Consider the following 25,026-nt stretch of genomic DNA (forward strand, 5'->3'; position numbering starts at 1 on the left):
TTTTACTCTGGCGAAGATTCTGCTGAGGTATTTTCCTTCATCACCCATATCCCCTCTTCCAGCTCGTCAATTTCAGGGAACTGACTGCTGTCAAAAACCGGAGTTAAGCCAGCTTTAACCTGACGCTCATAATCTTTAATCACTGCAAAAGCGACTTTAGATAACATAACTATCGCAACAATATTAACCAGAGCCATAAGCCCCATAGACACGTCTGCAAAGTTCCAAACCAGACTTAACGAGGCAACAGAGCCAGCCATCACCATAGCAAGCACCAAGCCACGGAAAATAAACAGTACCTTCTTACTTTGAGTCAAGAACATAACATTGCTTTCGGCATAACTATAGTTAGCGATAATCGAAGAGAAGCAAAACAGAATAATAGCGAAGGCAATAAAGTATGCCGACCAACTACCCAGCTCATTGGTTAAGGCCAATTGTAAGAGTCCAATACCTTGCTGACCATCTGGATTATTTAATACTCCGGACAACAAGATAATTGCAGCAGAAGCAGTACAGATCACCAGCGTATCGACAAACACACCAATCATCTGAACAAAACCCTGAGATGCAGGGTGGTTTGGGTTAGGTGTAGCAGAGGCTGCAATATTTGCCGCGCTGCCCATACCAGCTTCGTTTGAAAACAGACCGCGAGCAATACCAGCCATCATAGCTCCCATTGCACCACCGGCAGCCTCTTCCCAACCAAACGCACTCTTAACGATTAATGAGATCGCCGCCGGGACCTGATCGATATTGATCACAAGCACCACAAGGGCAATGACAAGATAAGCCACAGCCATAACGGGAACAATCAGCTCTGATGCTCTGGCTACTTTCTTCAAACCACCGCAAATGATGTATGCAGAGGCAAGCATGATAACAATACCGATTATGGTTTTATCAAAACCAAAAGCATTATTAAGTGCATCGGTCATGGTATTAGCTTGCGCCGCATTGAAAGCAAAACCAAAAGCTATGATAAGTAGAATGGAGAAGATGCTTCCCATCCAACGCTTACCGAGGCCGCGTTCCATATAGTAAGCGGGGCCACCGCGATATTGCCCTTCACTATCTTTAACTTTATACACTTGAGCTAAGGTCGATTCGATAAATGCCGTCGCCATACCTAAAAGTGCAATCAACCACATCCAGAAAATAGCGCCAGCACCACCAACAGTAATAGCAACGGCAACACCCGCCATATTACCTGTACCGACTCGTGCAGCCATTGAAGTACAAAAAACCTGGAATGAAGATATCCCATCAGTCTTGTTGCGCCCTTGAATCACTAATTTGGCACCATGACCAAACATGCGAAACTGAATAAACCCAAGGCGAAGTGTAAATAGTATACCGGCAGCAACCAGTACATATATAAGTACGCTCCCCCACAACAAGCCATTTATGGCATTGACCGCAGATTCAATCGCGTTAATCAGAGTCTCAAACATAATTATTTATTATCCCCATGACAAAAGCGGACTGGCAAAAACTGCCTAGACCGGGTTTGACGTTAAATTTCCTTCCCAATTTGATCAAAGAATGTCGGTGAGATTATCTTTTAGAATTGTCCTTTCATGATTTTTTACATCATGCTCACCAAATTCGATGCAGCAAAATAGCATAGCATGAAAAAATCACCATGTGACACAGATCACATTTAAGCATTTAGATAACACTAGAATCACATGGATAAACAATACTAAGTTACTGTTGTAACTGATTCAACAAAGGATTTACTCGCTTTCTGGCAACATTTAAGAAATTTAATAACTTTACCGAAATAAGATGTAGAACACATTTTTGTAATAAAATTACAAATATAGTACCGAATATGAGCTTTGGTTAACTTTTTGCTTACTATAAATGGGGTTATTTATGTCACAACAGCAAGAGATCAGCGCGTTAAAGAAATTTGTAAGAGCTACAAACTTTCTAGCGACATCGCAAATTTATCTAAAGAAAAACGTACTGCATAAGCGTGCACTTGCACACACAGATATCAAGCCTAGACTACTAGGTCACTGGGGTACTTGCCCTGGTATCAACTTTGTCTACGCTAACGTCAACCGTCTAATTGTTAAAAACAACCGCTCATTCGTCTACCTAGTAGGCCCAGGTCACGGTTTCCCTGCAGTACAAGCTAACCTTTTCATGGAAGGCTCTCTTAGCCATTATTACCCAGATGTTATTCCATACAATGAAGAAGGTATCACTGATATCTGTCAGAAGTTCTCTGCAGCTTATGGTTACCCTTCACACGCTAACCCGGAAGCACCTGGACAAATTCTGGAAGGTGGTGAACTAGGTTATTCACTTTCAGTTGCCTGGGGTGCAGTATTAGATAATCCTGATCTGATTGCAGCTTGTCTGGTTGGTGATGGTGAGTCAGAAACCGGTCCTCTTGCTGCTTCTTGGTATGCAAACCGTTTAGTAGACCCTGCCACTAACGGTGCGGTACTACCAATCGTTCATATCAACGGTTATAAGATCTCTGGTCCAACTCGTATGGGTCGTATGAGTCACGAAGAACTTGATCTTGAATTCCGTGGTCTGGGTTACCACCCAATCATCGTCGATGACGAGCTTGAAGAAGACGTCTACGTTCAGATGGCAAATGCCATGGACAAGTCATATGAGATGATCACAGATATCCAGAAACGTGCACGCAGCGGTGAAGATGTTGTTAAGCCACGCTGGCCTGTCATCTTAATGCGTACCGCTAAAGGTTGGACCGGTACTGCTGAGTACAATGGTAAGAAGCTTGAGGGTAACTGCGAATCTCACCAGGTTATCGTTAACAAGTGTGCTACCGACAAGGGTCATCTAGACGCCCTAAACACTTGGTTAGCAAGCTATAAGTTCGATGAGCTTTACTCAATCAACGATAAAGGCGAGCTAATCTTCGATAAAGAGATCCAGACTCTTCTTCCGCCAAAAGATCTATGTTGTGGCCGTCAACACTTAAGCTACGGCGGTGAAGTGGTTCGTGCTCTTGCAAACCCGGATCTGTCTAAACTCGCTTACGGTGCAGAAACGCCTCGTGGTACACGTGGCCTATCTATGTACAAGATGGGTGAGTGGATGCGTGACGCAATGAAACTCAACCGTGACCAGCGTAACCTGCGTATCTTCAGCCCGGATGAAACTTATTCGAACCAGCTTCAAGCCGTATTCGAAGAGACAGACAGAGCATGGACGTGGCCAATCGAAGAGTGGGACGAAGATATGGCCCGTGACGGTCGTGTCATCGAGCTGCTATCTGAGAACTTGCTTTTCGGTATGATGCACGGCTACACAGTGACAGGTCGTCACGCGATGTTCCCAACTTATGAGTCATTCTCTCAAGTTGTTTCATCAATGGCTGACCAATACTGTAAGTATGTATATGCGAGCCAGGGCGTACACTTCCGTAAGCCGGTACCATCATGTAACGTCGTTCTCTCTTCACTGTTAGAGCGTCAGGATCACAACGGTTACTCACATCAGAACCCATCATTCCTGGGTGCTATGCTTGAGAAACACCCTAAGATTATCTCTGCATATCTACCTGCAGATGGTAACAGCACATTGGTTTACACTGAGCGTGCCTATGCGGATCGTGACAAGCTAAACATCATCGTTGCAGGTAAGAAAGACTTGCCACAATGGTTATCACTTGATGAAGCACGTCAACAGGCTAAAGACGGTGTCATGGTTTGGGACTTCGCATCAGATGACAATCCAGATGTTGTTCTGGTTGGTTGTGGTGATTATGTCACTCAAGAAGCGATGGCAGCTCTGGTATTAATCAGAGAAATTCTACCACGCGTTCGTATCCGTTTCGTCAGTGTTACTGAATTAACCAGCAGCGGTCTTGGTAGCCTCGACTTCCAAAGCAAGCCATGGTTAATGGACGAAGTATTTACAGCCGATAAGGGTGTTGTATTCAACTACCACGGTTACCCGAACACCATCAAGAAACTTGTATTCGATTATAAGGGCAGCGAGCGCTTCAGAATCAAGGGTTATGAAGAGGAAGGTTCAACGACTACTCCATTCGATATGGGTGTTCGTAACGGTACTTCACGTTATCACTTAGTTATTGATATGGCTTACAAGCTATTCCAACAAGGCGTGATCGATGAAACTCAGCATGTTGCAATAACAACCGATATGCTACAGCGTTTAGTTGACCACAGAAACTACATCAAGGCTAACGGTGTAGACCCAATCAGCCTTGAAAACTGGGTATGGACTCGATAGAGAACCAACCAGAAGTCATAAGCTGATAACAGTAAGTGCACTCTTTTAGAGTGCACTTTTTTTTGCCTGAAAAACTATGAATAAACGCTGAAAAATCACTGCTTAGCCAATAATAAGCTTGCTTGAGATCACAAAAGCAATGGATAATATCGCCAGCTGGCAGATAAGCCAAAGGATCCCCTCTTCAAAATGCTAGCCGTGTTTTATCAGATGATAAGACAGCATGGGGAACGGAAAACAAAAAAGGATTTGAGATGATGAACCAAACAGTAAAAGCAATTCTGCTTACTTCAATGCTTCCATTCGCTGCAAACGCAGCACAAGAACTCACCCCCTGGTATGTCGGTGGCGGACTGGGTGTTAACAATTACGAGCCCAGCTGCGACATGAAAACCATGAAGGTCTGCGGTGAGGATGCTCCTTATGCATGGGACGTCTTCGGTGGCTACCTGTTCAACGACTATTTTGGTGTTGAACTCGGTTATCGGGATCTTGGGCGCGCCGAATGGATAGACTATTCTAACAAACTCAATGATGTAGGCGCTAAAGGGATGAGTTTAGGTGTGGTCGGCTTCTGGCCTATTGCTAACCGCTGGAGCCTATCTGTAGAAGCCGGCGCAATGAACTACCTGCTATCAAACAACAAAGAATACGGTAGTGAGTATTATAGTGATAGTGGTGTTGCGCCTTACTTAGGGGCTGGTATCGGGTATAACATCACCGAAAACCTCAAGCTTCAGGCTAAATACCGCAGATATGAAAACCTTGATGAAGACAGATGGAACACCCTTGAGATGGAGAGCAACTACTGGGGACTGGAGCTAAGCTACCGCTTCGGGAAATCTGCTCCAACCGTCCTCGCACCTGTTATTGCAGCCGTTATCGACTCTGATAACGACGGGGTTATCGACTCGCTCGATAAGTGCCCGGATACTCCAGCAACTCATAAAGTCGATGCTAATGGTTGCTCTATCTATAAGCAGATCACCGAACAACGCGATCTGGGCTCAATCTTATTCGCCAACGACTCATCCGTTGTTAAGAGTGAATCTATCGCAAGAATTGAAAAACTTGCTAACTATATGAATAAGAACCCGCAATCTAAAGTGCTTATCTCAGGTCACGCATCGGATGTAGGAAAAGCCGATTACAATATGCAGCTTTCCGATAAGCGCGCAAATGCAGTTGCCGAGATACTTATTAATAAGTTCGGTATCAGCAAAGATCGTGTATCGGCTAAAGGTTTTGGTATAACCAAACCCGTTATCCAAGGTCGTAGCAATGAAGCCAACAAGGCTAACCGACGTATCGAAGCTCATGTGACAGGTGTTAGAAAAGAAGCCTTGATAAAATAACCGGGCTCACATTTATATAAGAAACCGCTACTTCAGTGTGGCGGTTTTTTTATCTGTATCCATATCGACCTAAGAGCTATACTCTCAAATACTCATTTTTGGCTAGTATTATTTAGCAATCTTACGTTTAAAAACCCTTTTTACTGATATTTTACAACTTTCCTGTAATTTTTTTTCATTTATGGTTGGAAATATCATCAAGATCGCTTCTAATACCTGTTGCAAATCACGAACCTTAAGCTGCTTCTTAAGAAGGATGTTATTTTTATGCCTAATACACTCGAACAATTCAAATCAATTACGACTATTGTTGCCGATACCGGTGACATTGAAGCCATAAAGCGTTACCAACCGGAAGACGCAACGACCAATCCATCTTTAATATTAAAAGCAGCTCAGATCCCCGATTATGCTCACCTTATTCAAAATGCTATCGAGTGGGCAAAATCACAGAGTGACTCCTTAGAGCAACAGGTCGAAGATGCCGGTGATAAGCTTGCGGTCAATATTGGTGTAGAGATCTTAAAGATTGTCCCTGGCAGAATCTCAACTGAAGTCGATGCCAGACTCTCTTTCGATAGAGCAGGTTCAATAACTAAAGCTCACAAACTTATTAAGCTGTATAAAGAAGCCGGAATTGATAAATCTCGTATTCTCATCAAACTCGCCTCGACTTGGGAAGGTATTTGCGCCGCCAGAGAGTTAGAGCAGGAAGGCATCAACTGTAATCTAACCTTGCTCTTTAGTTTCGCCCAAGCGCGTGCATGTGCTGAAGCTGGGGTCTACCTTATCTCTCCGTTCGTTGGCCGCATACTCGATTGGTACAAGAAAGACACAGGTCTTGAGTACTCTGCCGCTGAAGATCCTGGCGTTATCTCGGTGACAGAGATCTACAACTACTATAAGCGTCACGGTTTCAACACTGTCGTTATGGGCGCAAGCTTTCGTAATACAGGTGAGATCATCGAACTGGCGGGCTGTGACCGTCTGACTATAGGTCCGGCGCTTCTCGAAGAGTTAGCAAATTCACAAACTGAAGTCGTGCGTAAACTTGTTCCAACAGAAACTGTTGTTGCTGCAGCAGAGCCGCTGACTGAAGCGCAATTCCGTTGGGAGTTTAACGAAGACCCAATGGCAGTCGAAAAGCTAGCCGAAGGGATCAGAAACTTCGCTATCGACCAAGGTAAGCTCGAAGTCATGCTGAAAGATAAATTGGCCTGCTAGGGAGATTATTAAGATGACCGAACTGACTCAAGGCAAAGCCTGGAAAGCGTTAAAGGCTCATACTGAAGGCTTGGCTCATATGAGAGCACTTTTTGAAAGTGACACTCAACGTTTCGACCATATGTCTACCTCGGCTTGTGGCCTGTTTTTAGATTACTCCAAAAACAGGGCAAACCAGGAGACAATGTCTCTCCTGTTCAATCTTGCAAAAGATGCTCAGCTCGAGTCGAAAATCAAAGCCATGTTTAATGGTGAAATGATCAATACGACTGAGAAGCGGGCCGTGCTACACACTGCGCTTCGTGCAAAGCCTGAACAAGAAATAATGCTTGATGGTGTTAATATTGTTCAAGAGGTGCAAGAGACGCAGCAGCAGATGGAACAGTTCGTCGACGCTGTCAGTTCCGGTAATTGGAAGGGTTACACGGGCAAGAAGATCACCGATATTGTCAGTATCGGAATTGGTGGCTCTTTTCTGGGACCAAAGATAGTTTCACAGGCACTAAGACCCTATTGGAGCAAGCAGCTAAATTGCCATTTTGTTGCTAATGTTGATGCGAGTTCTATTGTTGAGAAGTTAAAACCTCTCAATGCTGAAACCACACTATTCATCATGTCCTCTAAATCATTTGGTACCCAAGAGACACTAACTAATACCTTAAGTGCAAAAGACTGGTTTATCGAACAAGGTGGCTCTCAGGCTGACGTTGCTAAGCATTTCGTCGCTGTTACATCCAATGTAGCCAAAGCCACTGAATTTGGTATCGATGCAGATAATATCTTCCCCATGTGGGATTGGGTTGGTGGTCGTTACTCTCTTTGGTCTGCCATCGGACTCCCGATAGCTTTATTGATTGGGATGGATAACTTCAGAGCCTTGCTAAGCGGCGCAAATGAAATGGATCAACATTTTATTAATGCGCCACTTTCTGAGAATATGCCGGTGATCATGGGTCTATTCTCATTGCTATATGGCAATTTCCATGACGCTCAGTCTCATGTGGTCTTAACTTATGATCATTACTTGAGAGGCTTACCTGCATACTTCCAGCAACTGGATATGGAGAGTAATGGCAAATCTGTGACCTTAGATGGCACAGAGGTCGATCACAGCACAGGGCCTGTTATCTGGGGCGGAGAAGGTACAAACGGCCAGCATGCATACCACCAGTTATTGCATCAGGGAACCGCCCTTATCCCGGCTGACTTTATCATGCCACTTCAGAGCCATAATCCTCTTGGTGAGCATCATGTACAACTTGCCTCAAATTGTTTTGGTCAAACCCAGGCACTCATGCAAGGTCGCTCATATGAAGAAGCACTCAAAGAGCTCGCCGATAGCAAATTGCCAGCTGATGAAAAAAGCGTAATAGCCAAGCATAAGGTGATGCAGGGTAATAAGCCCAGTAACACCATTTTAATGGATAAGTTAACCCCACAGACACTAGGTGCGTTAATCGCCTTATATGAGCACAGAACTTTTGTTCAGGGTGCCATCTGGCAGATAAACTCATTCGATCAGTGGGGAGTCGAGCTTGGTAAGACATTAGGTAATGATGTTCTGGATAGACTCAGTGCTGAAAATAATGCAACTGAACTGGACTGTTCAAGCAATGGCTTGATCAACATGTTCCGACAGAAAAAAATCTAGCCAAAATATCTGCCGTAAAAAAAGCCAGTTTTCACTGGCTTTTTTTTATTCGCTAGCCCATAACTCCAAATTTTCAACTTTTCTTTATAGTTAGCTCTAAAATTAAAAATTAATCGCCACAAAACCTTCATTCCGATTTAACAATTCCGAAACATTCTTCTTGCACACTATTTTAAAAGTGTGGTATTTAATTGTTGAACAAAAAATAAAACAACAGGAGGTTGCCATGAATCGATTAGATTATGGTAGTGCGCTAGATACAGTCGTAGAAAGACCGAGTCGCTCAAGAAGCTCCAACAAGAAGCGTAAATGGCGTGAGATTGAAGCGTTGAAGGAAAAACATCGCTTACTTAAGGAACTTCAAGACATAGATACCAACTTCAGCTGCGAACTCGATAACCTCCTGATGTAAATAAGTTAAAATTCAAATGAAAAGAGCGCTTAAGGCGCTCTTTTTTGTGTCTGGAACACTTATGTAAATTTCCCATGGATGGATGGAAATTTACCTTGTGTCTGGACTTCTAGTAACAAAGAGATATGTCGCTCTTTATATACAAAGAGTCCATGGATAAAAGATATTCCAGACATTTTCATGACATTCCCTTCATCTGACCCATAAGGATATGGGAAATGTCTTCGAAGCGAATGGAACGCTTTAGACCCTGAACGTCATGGATAGAAATTTACCTAAAGTCGTGAAAATCACTCCCTTTAAAAGGTCTCATCATCCGTAATATAATCTCTAAGCTCTTCAAATAGTACATTATCATTATCGCTGAACAAAGGATCGTCGATAAGCTTTAATGAACACAGATCCTGAACATTTCCCCAATCCTTTTTGTCCATCTCCTTGGCCAAAAGTGGAAAGATTATAGTATCTTCATAATTCATATGTTGCTCTTGCAATGCAACATACTCTTTCAGGTCAACCACGAGTTGCTCTCTGGACACAACCACATCACTTAAAATCAAGTTCAGTGTCGTCATCAGAGATGCCGAAGCATCGATCAATTGATGATGTTCTTCCGCTAATTTGTTTGGGCTATCCTCTTGTGAAACTTTTTTCAGATAGTAGTTATAGATAATATCTTCTAAAGGATGATGGCTATGCTCGGCGTAACTTTGCATATACTCAACGACATCCCTGATAAGGTTAAAGTTGACAGCCTCACCTTCGGCTAACTTCCTATATTTAACCTTTAAAACATTTAGCAAAATGGCAATGTGCTTATGATCACTGTTCAGCCTTGCAAGCATAGTTGTCTCCATATCAAGAACATCGTTACATACAATATTAGTAAATAGATGAAATAATACCCAATATATCAAAGACTATTGTTAAATGGATGTGACTAAGATCAACTGAAATAAAACTAAATCAAGAAAGTAGCCCTTAAGAAACGCTGGATTCAACAACACTTTTAACCGTGTTCAACGACCCCTGTAGGCGATAAAAAGCCTCACCCGCCGAATTAGCCTCTTTTAAGTTTCTTTCAACCATAGACGCAAAGTAATCCTCCTGCTCCTCAGTCATGTCTAGTACATGAAAACTGGTTCGGATCTCCGCAGTCATTCCAGTAAGAGCCGCACTGAACTTCTCATCATGCTCTAAAATTGCACCACTGATATTCCCCAGTAGCCCCTGGATCTCCATAAAGACATGCTTCAAAGTCTGCTGTCGTCCAATATCCAACACCCGCGCCTCAAGCCCCTCTACAATAACGGCAATGATATCCCTTAACCTGCCATATAAGACCTCATCATCCAGTGGCATATTCTTTATCAGGAAAGAGACATGCTTGTCATTACAGATAGTCCTGCAGCCAAAGTCATATAAGCGTCCATGTTTATCCAGAAGTTCAAGAATGTTGGCTTCTATGGGGCTGATCTCCCCATGTGATGGAGCAAAATAATGCACTTGGGCATCTCTGATCTCCAAACAGGTATTTAAGTTAAGTTGCTGCATCAAATCAAAAAAGGCATCCGCCAGACTCTGATAATCATTACACAGGAAGCACTGCCTGAAAAACTGCAACACAGCACCATATTGTGACGACTCCGTCATGGATTGAAATGCCATATTTCGTGACATGGTTTCAGCCTGCACCAAGCAGCGCTTTTTTGTCTGATATGATGCAACAGCCTGAACTTTAGCCACCAGCTCCTTCAGCTCAAAAGGTTTAGCAATGAAATCCACTGCACTGGCATCATAAGCTCTGAGACGCTCCTCCAGAGTATTCATGCCAGACACAAATATTACCGCCGTATCTTTACCCGACGCGGTCAGTTCCTGACAGAGTTCGATACCGCTTATATCGGGTAGGTTAATATCCATCAATACAAGATCCGGTGTAGTCGACTCTAAAGCTTCGCGATAGGAGAAGGCGTCATTAAATACCTGAACCCGGTAATCACCATTGATCACCTCCTTGATAAGATCGCAATAGTCCTCATCATCGTCTACAACCCAAACTAATATCTCTTCCATGCTAGATCTCTCCTTGCAAAAATACGTTACGGTTTCGCTTAGTTAGTATGCTCGGCCTACAAGGCTCAAATGGTTAACACTGAGTCATATGCCTACGAAAAACGGATCCCAACCTGTTGCAGTGCAGTAACCAGCTCGTCTAACTCGAATGGCTTATGTAGTACTTTATAAGGCATCTGTGCATTGTTAGTGATGCCTATATCACCGATAAAACCTGAGATTAGCAATACTGAGATAGGCTCCTTCGATGACAGGTCATTGGCTAATTCATAGCCATTTATTCCACCGGGCATCAACACATCGGTAATAAGAAGCTCAATACCATTTAAACCCTCCTTATACTTTTCTCTCACAGCAACCGGATCTGCATAGGCTTCAACATCCATTCCAAGTAACTCACAATAATCAGTCAGGACGGTTAATAACTCCTCTTCATCATCAACAATGAGCACTTTTAATTTATTTGTTACTGTCGGAATCCCCCCCTTTTCATCTGACACTATTTCCTGACGAGCCAGCTTCTTAGCCACTGGAAACCAAAGCCTGAACTCTGTCCCTTGCGAGTCAGATTTAATGACACTCATATAACCCTTAGAACGTTTCACGAAGCCATAGACCATAGAGAGGCCTAATCCAGTCCCTTTACTCTTATCTTTAGTCGTGAAAAATGGTTCAAAGATTTTCTCTAACAATGCTGCCTGGATACCGCTACCAGAGTCGATAACAGAGATAGTGATATACTCACCCGACTCCACATGTGGCCTGCCGGTAATGCCAGGTAAGAGACCGCTGAGGTATGACTTATTGGTTCTTATGGTGATCTGCCCCTCTCCAGACATAGAGTCCTTCGCATTTAGCACCAAATTAATCAGAGCATCCTCCAGATCTCCCCTATCGACATAGATATTGCCAAGATCAGGTTTCACCTCGGTGATTAGTTCAATTTGTGTCGTTAACGACTTGCCGAGTAGCTCCTCAAGCCCTTCAATAACATCATTTACCTCACAAGCCTGAGCACTAAACTGCTCCTGTCTTGAAAACTGCAATAGACGCCGGGTAAGATCAGTCCCCCTTTGACATGCTTTAAACGCTGTTCCCAGATAACGTTCGACCTTATCACCGCTACTCTTAAGTGACATCAATTCAAGATTGCCTTTTAATACCCCCAGAATATTATTGAAATCATGAGCAATACCTCCAACCAACTGCCCCATTGCCTGCATCTTCTGCGTTCTCGCCATCAACTGCTGCAACTGCTTCTGCTCTGTGATGTCCCGGCCGACGAGTGCGAATAAACTGCCGTGTTCACTGCGCTCTTCAAGCGCAACGAGGTGCATGTGCAGTAAGGCAGTTTCTTTATCAGCCTTAGTACATATCAACTCTCCATCGAACTCTGTTCTCGTATTGATCGCATGTAGCAGCTCGCCCTCATCATATCCGCTCGACATACCATCCTTGGAAACTTGATTTTCAAAAAGCAGGGTTATGGGCTTGCCAATAAGTTGAGTTCGAGGGTAGTGGCTGATACTTGTAGCGGCTGCGTTAGCGTACATAATGCTGGGAACACCAAATGAGGAGCGACTGGCTACAAGGATAAGGTCTTCACTATTGCTCACTATGGATTGGAACATCTCACTGTCTATCGATTGCACGACACGACTCTTCGCTCTCTCCTGCCAGTCAACAGTTTGCTGAACAAGCATGCCCATAATAATATCGGACAAGAGATCACTTGAGTCGATAAGGAATGACAACCAAAGCTCGCTCGATGAATGAAAGAAGATCTGAATATTGACATCCTTCGCAGGCCACACGATAAATGATTGCCAACGGTGAACTATGGGCTTCTGGCTTGCAAATGGCCAATCTTTTGCTTCTTTCCATAGTGTGAGGTATCGAACAGGATCACGACACCAACAGGTTGATGAAGCAGGCATATCATCAAAATCGAGACAATTCTTAGGAACAATCAATACCGCTTGAGATTGACTTACATCGGCCAAAATTCTGCATAGTGGTAATAGAATATCTTCGCCGTTGATAAAGCTGGCTTGCAACTTACCAAGCTCAGCGAGTAGCCGGGGCCAAAAGGTGTTGAAATCAGTTTGAGAGAATTCATTAAACACTGTAGAGTCCGTTCCAGTTGTCCTTGTGTCCATTGATTATTCACCAATCATCCAAATTAAGTGGTTGTTAATAGCATAGTTTAGCTTGGCTATTTCGCGACATTATTCGGCATAAAGCTTGTAACTAAATTTAAACTCAATTGAGAGGAGCAGTAGAAGATGACATCTTCAAGATGGATAGGTGCCCATGTCAGTGCAGCTGGTGGAATTGAGAATGCCCCCATCAATGCAAATAAGATAGGCGCTAATGCATTTGCACTTTTCACTAAGAATCAGCGCCGCTGGCAAGCCTCCCCACTGGCTCAAGAAAATATAGAAAAATTTAAGGAAAACTGCAGACAGGCTAATATTCCCGCTAATGCAATATTGCCCCACGACAGCTACCTGATAAATCTTGGTCATCCGGACAATATTCAGCTGGATAAATCGAGGCAGGCCTTCTTTGATGAGATGGATCGCTGTGAACAATTGGGGTTATCCTTACTCAATTTTCATCCAGGTAGTCATCTGAGAAAAATAGAGATCGATGAATGCTTAACGAGGATAAGTCAGTCGATAAATATGGCGTTGGAGCGTTCGACAGGTGTTACCGCTGTCATTGAAAATACAGCGGGACAAGGTTCTAATTTAGGTCATAGCTTCGAACAACTGGCCCGGATTATTGATGGTGTAGAGGATAAGTCTCGTGTTGGTATATGCATAGATACCTGCCACATGTTTGCAGCGGGGTACGATTTGACAACAAAAGCTGCCTGTCATGAAAGCTTTGAATTATTTGACCGCATAGTGGGTAATCAATACCTCAAAGCCATGCATTTAAACGACAGTAAAACCCCGTTAAATAGTCGGGTCGACAGGCATGAATCTCTCGGGCTTGGCCATATAGGTAAAGAGGCATTCAGCTTCTTAATGAACCTTGAGGCAACAAAAAATATCCCTATGGTATTAGAGACTATCAACTCAGATATTTGGGAAGATGAGATAAACTGGCTACGTAGTTTGAGCGATGAACGCTGACAAATGTAAATCAACTAAAGCACTGTAATGGCTACAGTGCTTAAAACAACCAACAATATGCGACAGTCTCTTTATTCTTTTTGAGTCGCTCTACTGCAAACACTTATAGATAACTGCTACCACCCTGGTCGGATCGCCATGATCGACTTGCGACCAAACGATATGCGTTCCATTAAGCTCTTCACCATGTTTCTTTGCATTGAGCTTAGCATCTCTCAATGCAAACTCTCCCCTGCCAATTCCTGTAACCATGGCAAAGCTATCACAATGAGTCACTTCAAAGTCATAGGCTTCATTTATTCGATGGTAAAGTTGAGGCTCATCGCTTGATACGCAAGCACTCAGCGTACAACAACAAAGTAAAGCAATTAAAAGTCTTAACACCCTTTTGGAACCTGTCAGAAAAACCGGGGGAAAAGATATAAAAATTAACAATTCAAGATCGTGAGACAGATCACAGCGAAGGCTAATTGCGAATTACATTCCGTTACACAGATTAAGAGAAGCCTGGCAAGCGAAACACTTAGCTAATCTTATTAACAAACCCGCAAACCGTCGGCAAGCAGCAACAGAATAACCAACACTCATCTCAGCGCCTACAACTTGTTATATACCCAAGCCACTTGGAAATGAAGGATTCAGTGGGAATTTAATGCGCTTTAGGCAAGGCATTGATTGCAGGTAATAGTTGTTCCCTTAGCAAAATCAATAACGCAGAATAAATCACATTAAAACCCATCAACGAAGGCATTGCACGAGCCCACTTCGTTGTTGCAGTAGCTTAAAATGGGATGACCATTCCTACGCCAGTGCGCCTAGAATTGAACTCGCGCAAGGCCTCTGAAACGAGCATTTCCAGGTCGTTTGGGTATATGGGACGAAAAAGAGGCTGATACTCTTTAGATCGTCCCATAAAACCTCATCCTGCTAAAACCTAGAGCACCTTAAACAGATGAGATTTTAACTCTGTAAAATTAGCCTCTAATGTTACTGATAATATCTCTTTGTCAGCGACAGCAGCTAAAGCCGGAGGAAGTGGCACCTCAATGTTTAGCTCGCTTTCAACCACCTCTTTAAACTTAGCAGGGTGAGCCGTCCCCAGGAATATACCTCTCTCATCGTCGGACATAGTCAAGGTTAACGCTTGAGCCGCAATGGCTGCATGAGGCTCAGAAAGATAGCCTGCACGATTTAACTCTTTGAGCGCCTCAGAGGTATCCGACTCGGATAAAGCGACACCGGAGATATCCGATAGAGACCAACCCATGGCATCGACTATCGCTTCCACTCTTGGCCAGTTACTTGGCTCAGCGACATCCATAGCATTAGACATGGTTGCAACGGTTGCATGAGGAAGCCAATCACCCTGGTCTAAATAACGCGGCACAGTATCATTGCTGTTTGTGGCGGCAACAAAGCGTTTAACGGGTAATCCCATCGCTTTGGCAAACAATCCCGCAGTTAAATTACCAAAGTTACCACTGGGAACGGCAATCACAGGCTCTTGATTATGCTCACGTTTAAATTGAGCTACAGCCTCAAAGTAATAACAGATCTGGGCAAGCAGGCGACTAATATTGATGGAGTTAGCCGAGTTCAGATGCAAGCCGTCCCGAACATCGCTATCTTCGAACGCTCGCTTAACTAAGTCCTGACAAGCATCAAAGTCTGACTCAACCGATACCGTGTGTATGTTGTCACCCAGGGTCGTAAACATCTTTTCCTGCAGCAAACTAATCTTACCTTTAGGATACAGAACCACGACTTGGATGTTATCCAAACCAAAGAATGCGTCGGCAACGGCAGCCCCGGTATCACCGGAGGTTGCAGTTAAAATACTAATTTTTTCATCTGAAGCGAGTTCGTTCAGACACTGCGCCATAAATCGTGCGCCAAAATCTTTAAATGCTAATGTTGGACCATGAAATAACTCTAAACAATGCCGTTTATCATCGGCTTTAGCGAGAGAAAGCTGAAAATTAAAGGCTTTCTCAACCAGGGTGTCTACCTTATCCTGACCAAGCTCAGATGATAACCAGGCGCCGAGTATCTTTTTGCATCGTTCAACAAAAGGCAAGGCTAAAAGGGCTTCAACATCATCCAAAACCGGGATCTGCTTCGGAAAAAAAAGCCCTCTGTCTTTCCCCAGGCCTAACTTCAAGGCTTGGGTAAAATTCACCACCTGCTGTGGGTGCTTTAGGTTATACAGTTCCATGATTCTAATACCTTTTTAAAATTCAAATCTTTAATTCAGAGAGCAATGAGCAGTTGGCATACATGTTCGAATAACTAGATATCTTCCGTTGTACGGGCGCCTTGGGCATCTATTCGGCAGATATGGGAAAAGCCCCCTTGCTCTAAGTAATTCTGGTCCAGCCATTCTTGCGCTTTGTTGGCCTTGTCTAAGCTGTCCGTGACAGAAAACAGAGTGGGACCACTACCGGAAATTCCGGTCGTTAGCATGCCTATCTTCGCGAGTGCAGCTCTTGAATCTTCATAACCGGGAATAGCCGATGCTCGATAGGGTTCGGCCAATACATCTTTCAACACCGAGATCGCCATAGTGGGATCTTGACGGTATGACGCATGAACAAATGCACTGAGATAACGGCCAAAATCGATTGCCACAGACTTATCATATTGACTCGGTAATAACTCACGCATTTTGGCGGTCGAGAGTGAGATCCCCGGATAGGCAACAACCCAATACCAGTTCTCAAATGTCGGAATGTCATCACAAACTTTCTCAGGGGTATCTAACATCAACTGCATCCCACCTAAGAAACATGGCGCGACATTATCATAATGAACAGAGCCGCTAATCTTGCCCTCGAACTTCCCCATCAACCTCAGTAAATCTTGCTCATTATAAGGGTGAGAAAAATGTTCATTTAACGCATACAGAGCCGCTACGACGGAGCTAGCACTCGAGCCTAAGCCACTGCCTACGGGAAGGTTTTTCTCTAATGTGAGTAAAAGCCCCTCCTCTCTGCCCAGCTGCTCGAGAAAGAACTCCGCACATTGATAAACAATATTCTCTTGCGGATCTTGCGGTAGCTTCTCAGCCCAGCGACCGGCAAGAGACAGATTGATCCCCTTATCGGCGTCGCAGATACTGACTCGATCGCCGAGCAGGCTGCCATCGATTGGAGCCAGTGCAGCACCGAGTAGATCAAACCCAACGCCGACATTACCCATAGAGGCTGGAGCATATACAGTTAAACTCATAACGACACCTCGACGACTTCACCTTGGAGCAGATTAAACCCGAGCACACAAGCATTCCCCATAGAAGCCGGAACATACACAGTCAGACTCATGAGCTCATCTCCCGTGTCCAGTTTAATGTCCTGAGCAGATCGGCAAAGGCGCCCGCAGCGGTAACATCGGTTCCTGCACCATAGCCCCTAAGCACAAAGGGGATCGGCTGATAGTAACGGCTATAAAATGCCAGTGCGTTCTCTCCACCTTTAACACTATAAAGTGGGTCGCTTGCATCGACTTCAGCTATTTTAACGCGGCAGCCATCATCATCGATCTGCCCCACATATCTAAGGACTTTTCCTTCACTGCGGGCTTTCTCTACCCAGAGAGCGATCTGCTGATCAAGCTTTGGCAGGTTACCCATGAAAGTCTCAACATCACCATCTGCATCAAATGAATCTGGTAACACAGACTCGATGTTAATATCATTTAGCTCTAAATCTAAGCCTACTTCACGGGCCAGAATAAGCACCTTTCTCGCGACATCCATACCACTTAAATCATCGCGAGGATCGGGCTCAGTAAAACACTTATCTCTGGCAATAGCTGTCGCTTGTGAAAGTGTCATCCCCTCATCGAGCATGCCGAATATATAAGAGAGCGAACCGGATAAGATACCATTGAATTTTAGTAACTTATCCCCGGCAAACAATAATTTTTTCAAATTATCGATCACAGGTAAGCCGGCTCCAACGGTTGTTTCGTAAAGGAACTGTCTACGTTGTTTCAGAGCCGTTGCGCGTAATGCGCGGTAATATTCGATATCGCGGGTATTCGCTTTTTTATTGGGTGTGACGACATGCAAACCGGCATTCATCACATCTAAATATTTATCCGATACATACTCACTGGAGGTACAATCAACCAACACAGGATTGAGCAGTTGCTGTTCTTTAGCCCACTTAAGCATCAGGTCCAAGTCACACTCGGCCTGACAATCTGACAACAGGCTCTGCCAGCCACTGAGATCGACGCCTTTGGCATCGAGCAGCATATGCCTGGAGTTAGCAATACCACACACACGAATGGTGATGTGTTGCTGTTTCAGCATTTCAGCCTGCTGCTTTATCTGTTCGAGTAGACCGGCACCAACATTGCCGCAGCCAACTAAGAACACGTCGAGATAATGTTGAACATCGAAAAAGCTTTGATGACAGGCTGAGATCGCATGCTTAGTTTTTCGCTGTTCGATAACCGTCGATATTGAACGTTCGGAGGATCCCTGAGCGATAGCCACGATATTAACTGTCGCTTGAGCCAATGCCTGGAAAAACTTACCCGCAACCCCTTTATGAGTCCGCATCCCATCCCCAATTAACGAGACGATGGCTAATTCATGTCTCATCTCTATTGGTTCAAGAATTTCACTTTTTAATTCCAGCTCGAACTCCAGCTCCAGAGATTCTTTTGCCTTAGCGGCATCTTGAGTCGCCACACAAAAGCTAATGCTATATTCAGAGGAGCTTTGAGTAATTAGAGAGATGGAGATCCCCGAACGCGAGATGGCGCCGAGAGTACGGCTCGCCATGCCCACCATGCCTTTCATTCCGGGCCCCGAAATATCAAACATGGTTTGCTCATCTAAATTCGAGATAGCCTTTACATTCAAGCCACTTTCATCGGCTTCATTAGAAACAAGTGTTCCGGGGGCCTTTGGGTTAAAGCTATTTCTGATATAGCATGGGATATGGTACTGAGCGATAGGTGAGATAGTTTTTGGATGCAATACCTTTGCACCAAAATATGAAAGCTCCATCGCCTCCTGGTAACTTAACTGAGAGAGTAATTTCGCATCGGTAACGACTCGGGGATCGGTATTATAGACTCCGTCAACGTCGGTCCAGATTTCACAACAACTGGCATCCAGGCATGCCGACAATACCGCAGCAGAGTAATCTGAACCATTCCTTCCAAGTGTGACCGTGCGCCCTTCTTTATCACCGGCAGTAAAGCCCGGCATAACCCAGACACGATATTCATCCAGTGCTACTCGATTGAAGCGGGCCTTGCTCGACTCTATATCGACCACGGATTCTAATGGGTCACCCGAAGCAAGAAACAGAGAGTGTGGTTCAAAAACTTTAGAGCTGAGACCTTTAGCAACCATTAATTGCGCCATAAGGGCTGCGGAGAGCTTTTCTCCACCAACAAGAATTTCGGCGCGCACGAAATCGGGACATTCCTTTAAAAGACTGATACCGAGTAATTTGTTTTCCCAGAAGCTAAGTTGCTGAGATAAACGCTCCATTAAAGGAGCTAACTGTTGGGATTGCAAAACTGAGGAGGCATTCTGGTACAAGGAACTGAACACCTGTTCAACACCCGATAAGACAGGTTTGAAATTGCCGCCGCTAACTGCAACATCGACCATCTCAAGCAAACCATTGGTTACCGTCGCCGGTGCCGACAAAACAACGGCAACTGGCTCGCTCTTAGCGGTATCGACCACGATGTCTGCAGCCGTATTAAATCGTTGCCAATTTGCCAGCGAGGTACCGCCAAACTTCATTACTTTCATACTATCTCCTTGTACCACGCTACCTAAGAAACAAAAAAGCCCGCTCCTTGTTATGGGAGCGGGCTATTATTTACATTCTTTCAGAGTGTGTTCAGCCTGCCCCCACGAATATAATCGTGGTGGTTGTAATAATGGTGGTTACAACTGTATTCAGGCAATGCATTTGAAAATCACTTAATCCAAAAGAGTTTAAAATTCGATGGATACAGAATTGCTTTTTTCTTGGGCTGATGTCAACCCCTTATTCGCAAATCTTTTAAAAAAACTCAGTTCGTATCATCGCAGCACCTTATTCACAGGTGAGGAATTATCAGCAGGCAATATTGCAGATATCGAATAAGTTAGCTTGACAACACCACAGATTACGTAAACGTAAGCATTGTATGTAACCAGCTATTAGATAATAGGTTTTTTCTTAACAAACAAAAGTAAAACAACACAGAAATGATAAAAAATCGTGTTCACGACTATGTCCCCACCAACATAGCAAAATAGATGTTTTACTTATTATCATCTACAAAAACAGACGGACTCTACCGCATAAGTTTTGACTAAATATTCGAGTGAGCCACTTAAATATTCTGCTAGATAAAAATCTGTCTCTCTCCGATGCAGGAAAAAATGAGTAATCTAAGGTGAACTCGACCGCATAAGCTGATGCAAATCATCGCCAACAATTAAAAAGCAAGATAGAATGCGCGCACATTCTGAATTGGAGGCGACATGAAAATCACTCAACACAGTGCTGTAAGCATTCACTACCGTTTATCAAACGCAAAAGGCGAATTGATCGAAGACTCTTTTGAAGGCGAGCCAATGCTCTACCTGCATGGGGCAGAAAACATGATCCCAGGCCTTGAGTCTCAACTTGAAGGCAAGGTTGCCGGTGATAAACTTGAGGTGTCTGTTAGCGCTGAAAATGGCTATGGCCCATATCATGATGGTTTAAAGCAAGAAGTGCCATTGAGTGCATTCGGTGATATTCAGGATATCGTTCCTGGTATGCGCTTTATCGCAGAAACTGAAATGGGCCAACGCCCGGTTCAAGTTAAAGAAGTGAAAGATGATATTGTAGTTGTCGATGGTAACCATCCATTAGCCGGTCAATCGCTAACCTTTAACGTTGAAGTTCTTGATGTTCGTGAAGCTACGGCTGAAGAGATCGCCCACGGTCATATCCATGCACATGGTGGTTGCGGATCAGAAGGTGGTCACGAGCACAGTCATGAAGGCGGTTGTTGTGGCGGTTCTGACCATGAACATAGCCATGAAGGTGGCTGCTGCAGCGACAAGCATGATGAGCCAGCTAAAGAAGGCTGTGACGGTAATGGTGGTTGCGGCTGCAGGCACTAACTCGTCAAATCAGATTTAGATGAGACGGTTATTATTTAGTACCAACTCATATTAAATCAATCTAAGCCCATAACACTAAAAATAGTGTTATGGGCTTTTTTTCATCTATAATCCGCTAATGTTTATTCGCGATGGATCGCAGTGATTCAGACAAAGGAATGTTTATGATCGCCAAATCAGTTTATGAAGCCCTACCCTTTAGCTATATCTCCATTGGCACTGCCAGTATATTGATGCTGGAACAGAAAGTGGCAATCTTCTTTGCAATTATCGTATTTGCACTAGGTGCAAAAATCTACGATATGCGCTCACAAAACAGACGTACGGATCCACTTCGAAAACGTAAGGCAGGCAAACTCCCCGCCTCGCTCTATAATTTTGTTCCCTTTATCTATCTATTCACAGCGACACTGGTATTTAAACTATATCCAACTAAGTTTGGCGCAATGTTCGGAACGTGTTTAATGCTTTACTCCCTTTACATTTTAGTTCAACGCTCCTCAAACAGACGTCATAGCATTTCTAACTCACAAAGTTACCCTAACATTTAACCATTAACTTACTCTAATATCAGATGTTTAATCTTTTCTCGCTGCTCAGCTGACATATGTTTCAGATAATTTGAGCAGCGCGTAATGGTCGCAATACTGATTTGAAATTCGCAAGCTATCTGACGCTGACTCATCTCCCCTTCAAGCAATGCCTGAAAAACCTTCAACCGACCAGCAATAGCACTGCGCTCATCTTCTGTCAGTAATAATTCAAACAGTTCCAGCAATGCGTTGTGATCATGGTGATTCACCACTTTCTCTAACACAAGTCCCCATTCAGCTCTCATTCTCACTCCAATGTACTGGCATAGCATTACACGGAGTTTACCAATATTCTAAGAGAATCCAAACCATTTACCTCTGTTTCAGCCAATTTTGAAGTAAACGCCAGACAAATAAACAGTCATAATTTGTTGCATCTTTACATGTAAACGACTGAAAATTAGGATGGTATATCTATATAGAAAAAGAATACAATAGTGGAGCAATGTCACATAACCATAAGAAAACGTGAGAGCAATATAATGAAAAGCAACCTGAAAAAATCCATTTTAGTCTGCATCGCAGGCTCTGTTTTGGCCACTACAGCACAAGCAAACAATTTCAAAGAAGCCGATGATGCCATTCACTATCGTCAATCTGCATTTAGTCTGTTGGCATATAACTTTGGTGACATGGGTGCCATGTTAAAAGGAAAGAAGCCTTTCGATGCTCAAGCCTTCAACCTTCGCGCCGAGAATGTAGCAGCATTATCTAAGCTCCCCTTAGAAGGCTTCATTTCAGGCTCTGATAAAGGGGAAACGGGAGCCCTTGCAAAGATTTGGGCTGAAAAGTCTGATTTTGATGCCAAGATGAAACAACTTCAGCAAGATTCAGCCGCTCTCGCCATTGCCGCTAAGTCGGACGATAAGAAAGCACTGAAACAAGCCTTTATGAAAACGGCTAAGAACTGTAAAGGCTGTCACGACGTGTATAAGAAAGACTAAATTCGAATTAAACTCCACTCAAGACTGAGCAGTGAAAGCTACCTGCTACGGGCAAAGGGCTAGAAGCCCGTTGCTCGTAGCTCGCAGCCCGAAAAAGCATTCGCGGCTAAAGCCGCTCCTACATGGAACGCCGTAGCTCATGGCTAAAGCATCTCGATTATCGGCCAGATCAAATAGTTAGTTACCACCCCGCCTACGGCCATCAACAAGACCAGAGCCATCAGTAACGGTTTAAACGTTAATTCTACATCCAGCTTCCCCGGCATCTGCTTATAACCACTAAGCATAGGGCGCACAAGCTTGTCCCCTTTCACACCATGAAAAATCACAGCTAAGACGTGAACTGCCGCAAAACCGAGCATGACATAAAAGATTTTTTTATGTAGCCAACTCATCGAGGCACCGGTTTCGCTGGAAACAAATGAATACAAAGGCCCTTCTGTGAAAATTTCATCGGTAGAAAACAGTCCGGTTGAGAGTTGCATTGTCACTAAAGCAATCAGTGCCAGTACCATATACCCGCCCAATGGATTATGACCTATGCTCGCCGATACGCCTTGATGCTTAGTATACTTTACATAGCCTAAGACGGTTTTAGGGTGTTTTATAAATTGACTGAAGCGAGCGGTATCGCTACCAACGATGCCCCACACCAAACGAAAAATAATGAAAACCATAAGGCAATAGGCCAGCACCTGATGCCACTCCATCTCTCCTGCATCGGCGGTCCACCAAAGCCCGCCTAACAGGGCTATCATTCCCCAGTGAAAGATCCTAACAGGGAGATCCCAGACTTTTATTTTTGTTTGCATTTTCTGACCTGAATTGAAATTCGATGAACGACGTTTATGAATAGTGTGGTTGATGATATTTGAAGCAGTTTTGTGAGGCAAATATAAAAAGTAACTAAAGTTATCTATTCGAATATGAGCCTGTTTAAGTTCCTTTTCAAGCGTTTTATCCGAGTTATTTTCGAAAATTGCTTAAGTGATCAAATAAAAAGCGAACGGGTTAAAACAGCTAAAAAAACGTGATTTAGATCACGACTTTCGTGGGGGATATTGGTAGTCTGAATTCAAGGAAACAACAAAAGGTTCGACATATGACAAAGATTACAAGCAAACACCTTGAAGTCACTGCCCTTATCCGCGAACGCATAGAAGCCCGTCTAGAGAAGCTCTCCAGACATGATGTGCAGTTGATTAACCCTCATGTAATCATAACTCAAGAGAAACAACTTTTTAAAATTGAAGCTTCCGTAGGTATCCCGAATAACACGCTTTTTGCTCAAGCAAAACATGAAGATCTTTATAGCGCGATTAACGCGATGGGGCAAAAGCTAGAGAAACAGTTGAACAAACTCACCCATAAGTCAGAAGCGCAACGAAATGCCTCACATAAACGTCAAGAGGAAGCGCCAGAAAAGGATTCTGATCTGGATTTAGAAGAGGAATACGCAGCTTAATATGCTGGTAACCGGCGGAGCAGAGTGTTCCGCCGAGAAATCACACATGAAACGCTTCACCATGCTACGCTTATATATAGGGTGAAGTTTTAAAGATTCATTATTCAAAAGGAGCCCAGAGCAGTTTTAAGTTTTTATACAGGCGAGCATGAAAACCCCAGATGCCACTTTTTGTAAGTGAGGCATAAGGACACTAAGCTGACAACAGCAATCGCGCCTGAACATATAACGCTGGACCGAGTGCAAACCTAGAGATCTCACTTCCCTTATGAAGAGGTCATGAAGTAACAGATATAGGTTTCGAAAACTAAAAGGAGCGATACCAAATAGTCGTTTTAGTTTCACCCTTTGTAAGATATCTTTGAAGATAAATGTTAGACGTAAGATGTTAGATGTTAGATGTTAGATGTTAGATATAAACTTATACACAGGCGGACTATAGACCGATACGCAGCTTTAAATAAGCGATGCAACCGGACATTAGCTGACAACAGCAACTCCGCCTGAATTAAACCGTTAAACAGACCGGAACCTGATATCCAGCTTCGCTTTTCAAAAGTTAATGAAGCATATGATCCGGGTCCCAAGCACTAAAAGGAGGATTTTGCAGTTTGGTTTTTTTATTTTGCTCCACCCAAAGCGCACCTCAGGTGCGCTTTTTTATGCCTATAAATCACTTTTAAATTCTCATTTTAACCCCTTCCCCCTTAACCCTCATCCAACTTGATTCTCGATTATCTGAATTAGTCGTTGACACTAAAGAGCTCCGGCTTTACTTTG

At 43.7% G+C, this 25,026-nt stretch carries 21 protein-coding genes; 11 read left to right on the forward strand and 10 right to left on the reverse strand.

Annotation, left to right across the window (positions count from 1 at the left end):
• Window positions 1-2: 2 nt before the first annotated feature.
• Window positions 3-1,454: an alanine/glycine:cation symporter family protein gene (locus EKG39_RS02980; RefSeq protein WP_126504053.1), complete on the reverse strand. Its 1,452-nt coding sequence runs from the start codon at window positions 1,452-1,454 to the stop codon at window positions 3-5.
• Between the two features lie 427 nt (window positions 1,455-1,881).
• On the opposite strand from EKG39_RS02980, the gene EKG39_RS02985 reads away from it, so the two are divergent.
• The 5 genes from EKG39_RS02985 (at window position 1,882) to EKG39_RS03005 (ending at window position 8,890) form a co-directional block, all read left to right on the forward strand.
• Complete coding sequence (locus EKG39_RS02985) at window positions 1,882-4,248, forward strand: phosphoketolase family protein (RefSeq protein ID WP_126504056.1); 2,367 nt, start codon at window positions 1,882-1,884, stop codon at window positions 4,246-4,248.
• A gap of 254 nt (window positions 4,249-4,502) precedes the next feature.
• Window positions 4,503-5,603, forward strand: a complete 1,101-nt coding sequence (locus tag EKG39_RS02990; protein ID WP_126504058.1) for an OmpA family protein — start codon at window positions 4,503-4,505, stop codon at window positions 5,601-5,603.
• A 267-nt stretch (window positions 5,604-5,870) separates the two neighbouring features.
• The gene (tal, locus tag EKG39_RS02995; RefSeq protein ID WP_126504060.1) at window positions 5,871-6,827 is read left to right on the forward strand and encodes a transaldolase; all 957 of its coding nucleotides are present in this window, start codon (window positions 5,871-5,873) and stop codon (window positions 6,825-6,827) included.
• A 13-nt stretch (window positions 6,828-6,840) separates the two neighbouring features.
• Window positions 6,841-8,478: a glucose-6-phosphate isomerase gene (pgi, locus tag EKG39_RS03000; protein WP_126504062.1), complete on the forward strand. Its 1,638-nt coding sequence runs from the start codon at window positions 6,841-6,843 to the stop codon at window positions 8,476-8,478.
• Between the two features lie 226 nt (window positions 8,479-8,704).
• Window positions 8,705-8,890: a DUF3545 family protein gene (locus EKG39_RS03005; protein WP_126504064.1), complete on the forward strand. Its 186-nt coding sequence runs from the start codon at window positions 8,705-8,707 to the stop codon at window positions 8,888-8,890.
• Window positions 8,891-9,189: 299 nt separating this feature from the next.
• On the opposite strand, the gene EKG39_RS03010 is transcribed toward EKG39_RS03005, so the two are convergent.
• From EKG39_RS03010 to EKG39_RS03020, 3 genes are all read right to left on the reverse strand, one after another.
• Window positions 9,190-9,735: a hemerythrin domain-containing protein gene (locus EKG39_RS03010; RefSeq protein WP_126504066.1), complete on the reverse strand. Its 546-nt coding sequence runs from the start codon at window positions 9,733-9,735 to the stop codon at window positions 9,190-9,192.
• A gap of 136 nt (window positions 9,736-9,871) precedes the next feature.
• Entirely contained in the window at window positions 9,872-10,966 is a 1,095-nt protein-coding gene (locus EKG39_RS03015; protein WP_126504068.1) for a response regulator transcription factor, read from the reverse strand.
• Window positions 10,967-11,058: 92 nt separating this feature from the next.
• Entirely contained in the window at window positions 11,059-13,125 is a 2,067-nt protein-coding gene (locus tag EKG39_RS03020) for an ATP-binding protein (protein ID WP_126504070.1), read from the reverse strand.
• A gap of 126 nt (window positions 13,126-13,251) precedes the next feature.
• Between EKG39_RS03020 and nfo the strand changes: the two genes are divergently transcribed.
• Window positions 13,252-14,109: a deoxyribonuclease IV gene (gene nfo / locus EKG39_RS03025; protein ID WP_126504072.1), complete on the forward strand. Its 858-nt coding sequence runs from the start codon at window positions 13,252-13,254 to the stop codon at window positions 14,107-14,109.
• Window positions 14,110-14,199: 90 nt separating this feature from the next.
• Here nfo and EKG39_RS03030 read toward each other — a convergent pair whose 3' ends face one another.
• From EKG39_RS03030 to thrA, 4 genes are all read right to left on the reverse strand, one after another.
• A complete protein-coding gene (locus EKG39_RS03030) occupies window positions 14,200-14,493 on the reverse strand; it encodes a hypothetical protein (protein WP_126504074.1) in 294 nt (97 codons plus the stop codon).
• Between the two features lie 550 nt (window positions 14,494-15,043).
• Window positions 15,044-16,324, reverse strand: coding sequence for a threonine synthase (gene thrC, locus EKG39_RS03035; RefSeq protein WP_126504076.1), 1,281 nt, complete (start codon window positions 16,322-16,324; stop codon window positions 15,044-15,046).
• Window positions 16,325-16,398: 74 nt separating this feature from the next.
• Window positions 16,399-17,337 carry a homoserine kinase gene (thrB, locus tag EKG39_RS03040; RefSeq protein ID WP_126504078.1) on the reverse strand — a complete coding sequence of 313 codons (939 nt, stop codon included), beginning with the start codon at window positions 17,335-17,337 and terminating at the stop codon, window positions 16,399-16,401.
• Window positions 17,338-17,425: 88 nt separating this feature from the next.
• Window positions 17,426-19,891: a bifunctional aspartate kinase/homoserine dehydrogenase I gene (gene thrA, locus EKG39_RS03045; protein ID WP_126504080.1), complete on the reverse strand. Its 2,466-nt coding sequence runs from the start codon at window positions 19,889-19,891 to the stop codon at window positions 17,426-17,428.
• Window positions 19,892-20,090: 199 nt separating this feature from the next.
• Between thrA and EKG39_RS23315 the strand changes: the two genes are divergently transcribed.
• The 3 genes from EKG39_RS23315 (at window position 20,091) to EKG39_RS03055 (ending at window position 21,795) form a co-directional block, all read left to right on the forward strand.
• Entirely contained in the window at window positions 20,091-20,231 is a 141-nt protein-coding gene (locus EKG39_RS23315) for a hypothetical protein (protein WP_185817509.1), read from the forward strand.
• Window positions 20,232-20,614: 383 nt separating this feature from the next.
• A complete protein-coding gene (slyD, locus tag EKG39_RS03050; RefSeq protein WP_126504082.1) occupies window positions 20,615-21,244 on the forward strand; it encodes a peptidylprolyl isomerase in 630 nt (209 codons plus the stop codon).
• A 164-nt stretch (window positions 21,245-21,408) separates the two neighbouring features.
• A complete protein-coding gene (locus EKG39_RS03055) occupies window positions 21,409-21,795 on the forward strand; it encodes a hypothetical protein (protein WP_126504084.1) in 387 nt (128 codons plus the stop codon).
• 8 nt (window positions 21,796-21,803) lie between these two features.
• Here the strand turns inward: EKG39_RS03055 and trpR are convergent, their stop codons facing one another.
• Window positions 21,804-22,082 (reverse strand): trp operon repressor, encoded by a 279-nt coding sequence (trpR, locus tag EKG39_RS03060; protein ID WP_126504086.1) that lies wholly within the window; start codon window positions 22,080-22,082, stop codon window positions 21,804-21,806.
• Window positions 22,083-22,331: 249 nt separating this feature from the next.
• Here trpR and EKG39_RS03065 point away from each other — a divergent pair, with 249 nt between their 5' ends.
• Window positions 22,332-22,781, forward strand: coding sequence for a c-type cytochrome (locus EKG39_RS03065; RefSeq protein ID WP_185817523.1), 450 nt, complete (start codon window positions 22,332-22,334; stop codon window positions 22,779-22,781).
• Window positions 22,782-22,924: 143 nt separating this feature from the next.
• Here the strand turns inward: EKG39_RS03065 and EKG39_RS03070 are convergent, their stop codons facing one another.
• Window positions 22,925-23,593: a cytochrome b/b6 domain-containing protein gene (locus EKG39_RS03070; RefSeq protein WP_126504090.1), complete on the reverse strand. Its 669-nt coding sequence runs from the start codon at window positions 23,591-23,593 to the stop codon at window positions 22,925-22,927.
• Between the two features lie 290 nt (window positions 23,594-23,883).
• On the opposite strand from EKG39_RS03070, the gene hpf reads away from it, so the two are divergent.
• On the forward strand, window positions 23,884-24,246 hold the full coding sequence (gene hpf / locus EKG39_RS03075) for a ribosome hibernation-promoting factor, HPF/YfiA family (protein WP_126504092.1): 363 nt from the start codon (window positions 23,884-23,886) through the stop codon (window positions 24,244-24,246).
• Window positions 24,247-25,026: the final 780 nt, after the last annotated feature.

This window comes from Shewanella atlantica, assembly GCF_003966265.1.
In the GTDB taxonomy this organism is placed as follows: domain Bacteria; phylum Pseudomonadota; class Gammaproteobacteria; order Enterobacterales; family Shewanellaceae; genus Shewanella; species Shewanella atlantica.

What these genes read in the sequence shown, in the direction of transcription:
- EKG39_RS02980 (WP_126504053.1), bottom strand. Translation starts at nt 1,454, where the DNA reads ATGTTTGAGACTCTGATTAACGCGATTGAATCTGCGGTCAATGCCATA.
- EKG39_RS02985 (WP_126504056.1), top strand. Translation starts at nt 1,882, where the DNA reads ATGTCACAACAGCAAGAGATCAGCGCGTTAAAGAAATTTGTAAGAGCT.
- EKG39_RS02990 (WP_126504058.1), top strand. Translation starts at nt 4,503, where the DNA reads ATGATGAACCAAACAGTAAAAGCAATTCTGCTTACTTCAATGCTTCCA.
- tal (WP_126504060.1), top strand. Translation starts at nt 5,871, where the DNA reads ATGCCTAATACACTCGAACAATTCAAATCAATTACGACTATTGTTGCC.
- pgi (WP_126504062.1), top strand. Translation starts at nt 6,841, where the DNA reads ATGACCGAACTGACTCAAGGCAAAGCCTGGAAAGCGTTAAAGGCTCAT.
- EKG39_RS03005 (WP_126504064.1), top strand. Translation starts at nt 8,705, where the DNA reads ATGAATCGATTAGATTATGGTAGTGCGCTAGATACAGTCGTAGAAAGA.
- EKG39_RS03010 (WP_126504066.1), bottom strand. Translation starts at nt 9,735, where the DNA reads ATGCTTGCAAGGCTGAACAGTGATCATAAGCACATTGCCATTTTGCTA.
- EKG39_RS03015 (WP_126504068.1), bottom strand. Translation starts at nt 10,966, where the DNA reads ATGGAAGAGATATTAGTTTGGGTTGTAGACGATGATGAGGACTATTGC.
- EKG39_RS03020 (WP_126504070.1), bottom strand. Translation starts at nt 13,125, where the DNA reads ATGGACACAAGGACAACTGGAACGGACTCTACAGTGTTTAATGAATTC.
- nfo (WP_126504072.1), top strand. Translation starts at nt 13,252, where the DNA reads ATGACATCTTCAAGATGGATAGGTGCCCATGTCAGTGCAGCTGGTGGA.
- thrC (WP_126504076.1), bottom strand. Translation starts at nt 16,324, where the DNA reads ATGGAACTGTATAACCTAAAGCACCCACAGCAGGTGGTGAATTTTACC.
- thrB (WP_126504078.1), bottom strand. Translation starts at nt 17,337, where the DNA reads ATGAGTTTAACTGTATATGCTCCAGCCTCTATGGGTAATGTCGGCGTT.
- thrA (WP_126504080.1), bottom strand. Translation starts at nt 19,891, where the DNA reads ATGAAAGTAATGAAGTTTGGCGGTACCTCGCTGGCAAATTGGCAACGA.
- EKG39_RS23315 (WP_185817509.1), top strand. Translation starts at nt 20,091, where the DNA reads ATGGATACAGAATTGCTTTTTTCTTGGGCTGATGTCAACCCCTTATTC.
- slyD (WP_126504082.1), top strand. Translation starts at nt 20,615, where the DNA reads ATGAAAATCACTCAACACAGTGCTGTAAGCATTCACTACCGTTTATCA.
- EKG39_RS03055 (WP_126504084.1), top strand. Translation starts at nt 21,409, where the DNA reads ATGATCGCCAAATCAGTTTATGAAGCCCTACCCTTTAGCTATATCTCC.
- trpR (WP_126504086.1), bottom strand. Translation starts at nt 22,082, where the DNA reads ATGAGAGCTGAATGGGGACTTGTGTTAGAGAAAGTGGTGAATCACCAT.
- EKG39_RS03070 (WP_126504090.1), bottom strand. Translation starts at nt 23,593, where the DNA reads ATGCAAACAAAAATAAAAGTCTGGGATCTCCCTGTTAGGATCTTTCAC.
- hpf (WP_126504092.1), top strand. Translation starts at nt 23,884, where the DNA reads ATGACAAAGATTACAAGCAAACACCTTGAAGTCACTGCCCTTATCCGC.